The sequence below is a fragment of the Thiohalocapsa sp. ML1 genome, from assembly GCF_001469165.1.
GTDB lineage: Bacteria > Pseudomonadota > Gammaproteobacteria > Chromatiales > Chromatiaceae > Thiohalocapsa.
Genome location: NZ_JABX01000059.1, coordinates 20,689 through 28,122, shown reverse-complemented (window position 1 = coordinate 28,122; position 7,434 = coordinate 20,689). Strand labels below are relative to the sequence as shown.

General features: G+C 69.6%; 7 protein-coding genes. 2 read left to right on the top strand and 5 right to left on the bottom strand.

The window, feature by feature from the left end; all coding sequences use genetic code 11:
- Positions 1-90: 90 nt before the first annotated feature.
- The 4 genes from ML01_RS24075 to ML01_RS24060 form a co-directional block, all read right to left on the bottom strand.
- Positions 91-816: an N-formylglutamate amidohydrolase gene (locus ML01_RS24075; RefSeq protein WP_162268095.1), complete on the bottom strand. Its 726-nt coding sequence runs from the start codon at positions 814-816 to the stop codon at positions 91-93.
- On the bottom strand, positions 813-2,477 hold the full coding sequence (locus ML01_RS24070; protein ID WP_082674619.1) for a gamma-glutamyltransferase family protein: 1,665 nt from the start codon (positions 2,475-2,477) through the stop codon (positions 813-815). The genes ML01_RS24075 and ML01_RS24070 overlap by 4 nt, the downstream gene beginning before the upstream one ends.
- A gap of 19 nt (positions 2,478-2,496) precedes the next feature.
- Complete coding sequence (locus tag ML01_RS24065) at positions 2,497-4,641, bottom strand: ATP-grasp domain-containing protein (RefSeq protein WP_058557926.1); 2,145 nt, start codon at positions 4,639-4,641, stop codon at positions 2,497-2,499.
- A 246-nt stretch (positions 4,642-4,887) separates the two neighbouring features.
- Positions 4,888-5,826: a hypothetical protein gene (locus tag ML01_RS24060; protein ID WP_156427961.1), complete on the bottom strand. Its 939-nt coding sequence runs from the start codon at positions 5,824-5,826 to the stop codon at positions 4,888-4,890.
- 46 nt (positions 5,827-5,872) lie between these two features.
- Between ML01_RS24060 and ML01_RS24055 the strand changes: the two genes are divergently transcribed.
- Entirely contained in the window at positions 5,873-6,244 is a 372-nt protein-coding gene (locus ML01_RS24055) for an L-lactate permease (RefSeq protein WP_058557924.1), read from the top strand.
- Positions 6,245-6,398: 154 nt separating this feature from the next.
- Here ML01_RS24055 and ML01_RS29290 read toward each other — a convergent pair whose 3' ends face one another.
- Complete coding sequence (locus tag ML01_RS29290; protein ID WP_156427960.1) at positions 6,399-6,557, bottom strand: hypothetical protein; 159 nt, start codon at positions 6,555-6,557, stop codon at positions 6,399-6,401.
- Between the two features lie 305 nt (positions 6,558-6,862).
- Between ML01_RS29290 and ML01_RS24050 the strand changes: the two genes are divergently transcribed.
- A complete protein-coding gene (locus ML01_RS24050) occupies positions 6,863-7,417 on the top strand; it encodes a retroviral-like aspartic protease family protein (RefSeq protein ID WP_082674617.1) in 555 nt (184 codons plus the stop codon).
- Positions 7,418-7,434 lie beyond the last annotated feature (17 nt).

The following is a 7,434-nucleotide window of genomic DNA, read 5'->3' as shown; positions in this document are numbered from 1 at the left end:
GCCCGTCAACACCGCGCACGTTCGATTACGATCACGACAACGATAACGACAACGATGAAACCACGGTCTCGGGATTTTGGCAGCGAAGCACTAGCCACTAGCCACTTTCCCCTTCCCGAGCCAATCCGTCAAAGCCGCCAGCACCCGCCTGCCCTTCTCTGCGTCGCTCGCGAAGGGCGCGCGGCTGAGCTCGATCATGACCCAGGGCAGCTCGGCCGCGTGGGCGCGGACGATGTGGCCGCCGGAAAACGGCTGGTTCAGCAGCACCGGGCCGCTGAAATGCCGCTGAAAACAGGCCAGGAGCCCGTCGGCCCAGTCCCGCGGACAGGTGCCGTCGCCGTCGCCGATGCAGACCTCCGGGCGCGGCTTGCCGACATCCGGCCCGATCGGCGGCCCCGTCGCGGCCATGGTGTGGCAGTCCACGCCGAGCACGACGTCGCTGCCGGCGAGCGCGCTCAGCTTCTCGTGATACGGCCGGTGCCAGCGCGCAAGCAGCGCCTCGATGGTCTCCGCGGGCAAGGGCGCGCGATACACGGGCTCGTTGCAGCAGGTGTGGGTCTTCACGACGCCGTCCTTGCCGAGGTCGTCCTCGGCGCGGTTCATGTCCACGAAGGCGCGGCCGACCTCGGCGCTGACATAGTGGGCGACATGCGGGGCCAGCGCCGCGTAGATGGCCGCGGCGCCCTCGTCGCCGTCGCGGGCGATCTGCGCGGGTGTCAGCAGGTTCAGCGCGGCGACCTCCTGCGGCAGCGCGAGCCCCGCATGCGGCACCGAGATCAACAGCGGCAACGGCCCCGGGCGAGCGTCGGTCGTCAATCCGCCGGCCCCCTGGCGGAGCCGTCGCGACGCGGGTCGGCGACGCCGATGAAGTCGTCGTTCTCGCGCAGCACGAGCTGCACGCAGCCGAGGTAGAAGGAGTACGGATCGCGCGGGTCGATGTCGAACCCGTGCCGGGCCAGCAGCAGCGGGATGTCGTCGCGCATGCGCGCGGCCTCCAGCGCCACCTTGCCGTCGACGCTGCAATGCAGCCGCGGCGCCTCCACGGCATCGAGCGGCGCGGCGCCGCGCTCCAGGCGCAGCAGCACCTGAAGAATCGCCGAGACGATGCGCTCGGACCCCGGCGAGCCGATGGCGAGCCAGGGCCGATTCCCGCGAAACACGATGGTCGGCGCCACCGAGGCCCAGGGCACCGCGTTCGGCCGCAGGTAGTACGGATGGGCCATGTCCTCGTACTCGAAGGCGCTCATGTAGTTGTTGTAGATGAAGCCGAGCGTCGGGCAGACGGTGAAGGAGCCGAACACCCGCTCGATGGACTGGGTCAGGGCGACGACGTTGCCGGCGGCGTCCATGACCGACAGATGGGTCGTCTCGCCGCGCATGGCATCGGCGGCGGCGGCGCGGGCCTCGCCGCGCAGGAGCCGCGCCTTGATGCGCCGGGCGACGCGCTTGGCGTAGTCCAGATGCGTGATGTCCTCGCCGAGCTCCAGCTCTTGGGCGAACAGCGCCGGGTCCTCCGGGCGGTCGGCACGGTCGAGGTTGGCCCGGCGGATGACGTGCGCAAGCAGCAGCGCCCCGCGCGGGTTGTCCGGGTCGCGCGCGGCCTCCGGAAACTGCGCAAGCAGGTTCAAGGCCTCGACCAGCGTGCGCCCGGCACCCGGCGGCGGGCAGGTGAACACCCGCTTGTGCGCGAAGTGGGTCGCGAGCGGTCGACGCTCCGTCGGCCAGGGGATGCGGGCGAGGTCGTCGTCGCGCAGCAGGCCGTCGTTGGCGACCATGTCCGCGTGGATGGCGCGGGCGATGTCGCCTTGGTAGAAGTCCTCGACGCCCGCCTCGGCCATGCGCGCGAGGGTGCGCGCCAGCGCCGGCTGGCGGAAGCGCGCGCCGATGGGATAAGGCGCCTTGCCGTCCTTCAGCAGGATCGCGCCGGCGGAGTGCTTCTTCAGGTACTTGAGCTCGCGGCGCGCCAGGTGGTGCTGCAGCGGCGAGATGCGATAGCCGTGCTCGGCGAGGCGAATCGCCGGCGCCAGCACCTCGGCCAGCGAGCGCGTGCCATAGTGCTTCAGCGCGTGGGCGAGCACGGCGGGCGTGCTCGGCACCGTTGTCGCGCGGTGGCCGCGCAGCCGCGCCCCGCGGCCGAGCTCGCCGGGCGGCGTGCGGTTGGGCGCGCGGCTGGCGCCGTCCAGGCAGAACTTGCGGCCATCGGCGGCGAGGTGCAGCAACAGCATGGTCTGGCCGCCGATGCCGCAGGCGGCGGGCTCGACGACGCAGAGCGCAAAGGCCGCGGCGACGGCCGCGTCCACGGCATTGCCGCCGGCGGTCAACAGCTCCGCGCCCGCGTTGGTCGCATGGTAGTGCTGGGTCGAGACCATGCCCCGCCGCGACACACCGACCCGCTGCGGATGCACGACGCGGTGGTCGCCGGGGTCTTGGCGTAAGTGCCCGCCCTGCTCGCTCGCGCCCGTATCGCTGCCGGCCATTGCTCCGTGCACGCGCCCGTCAGCCGTCCAGCAGGCACTGCATCAGGAGCAGCGTGCGCTGCACCAGACTCATGCGCGAGACGGCCTCGTCGGAGGTATACAGATCCGCCGCCACCGGCCCCAGACCGCAGACCACCGGCACGTTCTCGGGCACCAGCCCGGCCACGGAGGGCCACAGCGAGGAGTCGGTCTCGAGCGGGATCTCCCACTCCGTCGCGATGTCCTTGAGCCGCTGCACCAACGGCGCGTTGACCTTGCGCTCCGGCATCGGCGGGCGATCCGACACCTGCACCAAGTCCCAGTGCACGCCACCGCCGCGCAGCACGCCGCGCATGGCGCGGTCGAGCGCATCCGCCTCGGCCTGGTCCGGGTAGGACACCGTGAGCCCGACGCGCACCCGGTGCGGCAGGCGCATGGGGTAGGCGTCGGTGGCGATGTCGGACACCGAGACGGCGACCCGGGCCTTGCGGTCGGACAGCGCCGTCACCTCGTCGAGCTTGCCGTACAGCACCCGCAGCACCTCGGTGCTGCGCCCGACCTGCCCGAGCCGCAGCGCCTTGCCCTCCACCCGCAGCCGATAGCGGCGCTGGCCGCGGCGCGACGTGACGATGCGCTCGCCCGCATTGCCCGGGTTCAGCACCAGCACGCGGCCGGCCTCGGCGCAGGCGCGCTTGAGCACGTCCGCGCTCTCCTCGCAGTCGCGGCCCTCGTCGGCGTAGATGGCGACACCGAGCCGTGTGCGACTCAGCCGGCGCACGTGCTTCACGGCCCGCAGCGCCGTCTCCAGCATCGCCAGCGACGCCCGCGAGGAGCCGATGCCCTCGCCGTAGAGCCACTCCGGGTCGCGATGGAAGTGCTCCATGCCGAGCTGCGGGTTCACCGGCACGTCCAGATGGCCGATGACGAGCGTGCCGCCGGCGAGCCCGGCCGGGCTCTCCCAGGTCCAGATGTCGCGCTCGTCGGTGAGCTCGCGCACGGGCCGCAGCCCGATCTCGGTGAGCTGCGCCGAGAGGTGCTGCGCCGCGAGTCGGATGCCCACCGGATCATCGGAGCGGCTGCCGATGCCGGTCCACTCCTCCAGGAGCTTCTCCAGCCGGTCGCGCCGCTCGGTCAGGAAGGCGAAGGCCGCGTGCTTGGGCTCCGCGCGCCGGCGGGTCAGGTCGGGCGGGTTCGGCGTGCCGAAATAGCGCGCGGCGGCCACCTCCACCAGGCGCACCACCAGCGCATCGAAGTCGAGCCCGACGGCCTCGGCGCCCGACACGTAGGAGCCGTGCTCGCCCAGGCTCGGCAGGCTGTTGATCTCCAGCACGTAGAGGTTGCCGGCGGCGTCCATGCGCATGTCCACGCGCGCGCAGTCGTAGCAGCCGAGCACGTGGAAGGCCTTCATCGCGATGCCGCGCGCCTTCTCGGCCAGCGCCGGGTCGATGTCCGCCGGGCAGCGCACCTCCACCTCGCGGCCCGAGGTGCGCTTCTTGTCCTCCATGGTGTAGATGTTCGGCCCGCCGACGCCGAAGATCAGCTCCGCCGGCGGAAAGGTCGCCAGATTGGCGCCGTTGCCGAGCAGGCCGACGTTGATCTCGCGCCCGTCGATGTAGCGCTCCACCAGTACCGATTGGCTGAACTGCTCGAAAATGACCGCCGCCGCCTCCCGCAGCTCCTGCTCGTTGTCGACGATGCGAAGACCAAAGGACACGGCCTCGTTCTTCGGCTTCACGATGAGCGGAAAGGCCAGGTCCGGCAGCTCGAAGCCCGGGGCGTCGAGCACCGCAAACTCCGGCGTCGGTACGCCGCGCTGCGCGAACAGCATCTTCGCGACCACCTTGTCGAGCGCGAGCGAATGCGCCAAAGGGCCGGAGCCGACGTAGGGCACGCCGACCATCTCCAGGATGCCCGGCACGTGCGTATAGCGCGCCTGCCCCTGGATGCCGTAGGACAGGTTGAAGGCCATGCCGGGGCGCTCGCCCTTCAGCGCGCGGGGCATGAACTCCTCCAGGTTGTCGATGAGGTCCTTGTCGCCCTCCAGCGCGATGGCCTGGTGGCCGCCCTTCTTCAGCGCATTGACGATGCGGGTGATGGCCTTGAGGCCGTACTTCTCGCGGTTCGGCTGGCCGAACAGGTTGATGACCTTCTGCGACTCTCGGTTGTAGATGACGGCGACCTTCATGGGGCCTCGCGGTGGGCTGCATGATCCCGGCATCCGCCGGGCTCCGTGGGCGGCAGGATACACCTTGACGAGGGCCGAGGGCCGAGGGCCGAGGGCCGAAGGCCGAGGGGAGCCCGCCTTCGCCCTTGGACCTTAGCCCTTGGTTCCAGGTCATGACAGCGGCGCGGCGCCTCGCGGCGGCCTCCTTGCGGATGCCGGCCGCCTGCGGCCCGACCCAGGCGGAGGCCGACGGACCCGCGGCGCTTGTCAGAGTTTGACGGCCTGCGCTGCGACGGCGAGAAGCGGCAGTCCGAAGAAGGCCGCCGCGAGCCAAAGTTTCGCCGGGTGCGCCCGCAGGACGCGGCGCGGGATCGCATACAGGCCCCAGAGAAGGATCGGCACGGCGGCGACCATCAGGATCGTGATATCGACCAGCTCAACCCGCCAGCCGAAGCCGATCGACACGAGATCGCGGGCGCGCGTGTTCTCGACCCCGACAGCCCGCATCGCCGCCTCGATCAGCCGGCCCGTGGCCGGCAGCGAGAGAAAGATCATGGCAAAGACTAGCGCGTCGAGATGCCGTCCGATTCGGCTTTTTCTCGCTTCCCACAGCGCCTGCGCGAAAAACAGGATCACCAACAGCGCAACCAGGAACATGAAGACTATGGACGTGACGCTGTCCGAGTTGGCGGCAAATCGGTAGGTGATGAAAAAGCCGAGGACGGACAGCAGGACGGCGCCGAGCGCAACGAACCGGCCATGCCATCGATGCGCCAGCCGAACGGTCGCTGAGGTTTCTCGTCCCATCAACATCGCCCCCAGGACGGGCTGAAAAAAGAAGAGCGGGATCAGCGCCATCCCGAACAATGCATGCACCTCGAGCGCGGTGGGGGCGTATTGAAAGGCCGGGGTGGCCGACTGGCTCCAGCGGCCCGTGGATAGATAATCGATGAAGCGCGGCGTGAAGGCCGCCACAGACAACGCGACACACGCGACGATCGTTGCCAGCGGCCAACGATGCGATGCAAAGAAGCTCGCCCGCTGTTCGCGTTCCGGCGCTGACTTTGGGTGTTCTATGAACATTGGCGGATACTCTCTCCCGTGGTGGGCGCGGGTCACGGCAACGCGCGCGAACCGCATCCGGGCGGCGTCGTTCATCCATCCCCGCCGCGCAGCGCGCGCCTCCACGCCCGTGCGTGCCTCCATGCCCGTGCCTCCATGCCTCGGCGCAAGTCCATGAAAGGTCGGCGGCTTGCACTTCAGATTCAAGGCGCATCCGCTGCACCCGCTTCCCCAGTATGCCCGGGAGATCAAGCGCTGGCTCGTCTCCGGACTGCTCCAGCGGGCGCAATGCCCCGGTGAGCGGTGGGCTTGCGCCTGCTCAAGCGACTTTGGGCGCCGTCGGCGGTTCGGCGGGGCATGGCCTCTGGTGGCGCCCTTTCTTGGTGAGCTGGGCGCCTTCTTCTCGGGGTCGGCAACCGTATCGAAGCTCACGTTCGGCCCGATCCACGACGCGGTGGCGTCCGATCTGGGGCTCGATCGGTTCGCCGTGCTGGCGCAGCAGGCCGCCGGCGCCGGCATGGGCAACATGGTAGAGCTCGGACCCGATCAAATCAGACCATGATCGGTGGAGGCGCCACTGGTGCGGGAGCGGGTCGTCATCGAGCGGGTCCCGGTCGAGCGCATCTTCGATCCCGACCGGCCTCCCGAAGTCCGCCAAGAGGGGGGTCGAAATCGGTATCGAAATCGCGTCTCTCATTCTCTGCGCGAGCGCTTTCTTATCGTCCTTCTGCACGAGCCTTTTCTTGCCGCATCGCAACGGGTTTGGACCTCATTTCGAGGCCGTGTCCCGTGTCGATTTCGATGGCGATTTCGATAGCGATTTCGATAGCGATTTCGACTTCGATGCCCTCGATACCTGGAGTGTAACCGGTCATTTCTAGACCGGCACTACCCCCCATCTGGGACCCGCCGCAACCGGTCCCGCTCATCGCCCCTGCTGACCGCCTGGCGACGCCGGAAGCCACGCCTTCTCCGCAGCTCGCGCTCGGGGCATGCACTCGCGGCGCTGTCGGATTTGTGCCGACACCTTGATTCCTGCTAGGGTCCGTCGCGGTGCCGCCCCGATGCCGCTCCGACACTGCCCCGATGCCCGCACGGCGGCTGCCCACCTCGGGCGGTCGCGCCGTCGGCGGGGCCGTGCTGCCGACCACCGCCGTTGCTGCTGCCCCGAGAGAACCCGATGCGCGTCTGTACCCTGTTCGTTCTGTTGAATGTACTGTTCACCGTCACCGCTGCCATGGCGCAAGCGCCGTCCGCCGACGACTTCCGCATTCGCGTGGCGATGCAGGAAAAGTCCGCGGCGACCTTCTATGTCGCCGGCGACATCATGGGCTTCGGCGCCGTCGAGCTGATGGTGGATACCGGCTCCGGCTACATGACCATCAACGAGCACACGCTGGCCGTGCTGAAGGAGCGCGACGCGGCCCGCTATGTGAAGGAACTGCGCGGTGTGCTCGCCGACGGGCGGGAGCTGACGGTGCCGGTCTACGCCATCGCGGAGCTTCGCATCGGCGACACCTGCGCGCTGCGCAATGTCGAGGCGGCGGTGTTTCCCGGCGCCTCACGGCAGATCTTGGGCCTCAGCGCGCTGCGGCGCGCGGCGCCGTTCGTGTTCTCGGTGGACCCGCCGGCACTGCTGTTGAGCCGCTGCGGCGACATCGATGCGGTGGCGGAGCAGGCGCCGCCGCCCGCGCCCGCCGAGCCGCGGAAGCCGCTGCGGCTCGCCGCTGAATAGCCGCGCTGACGCCGCCG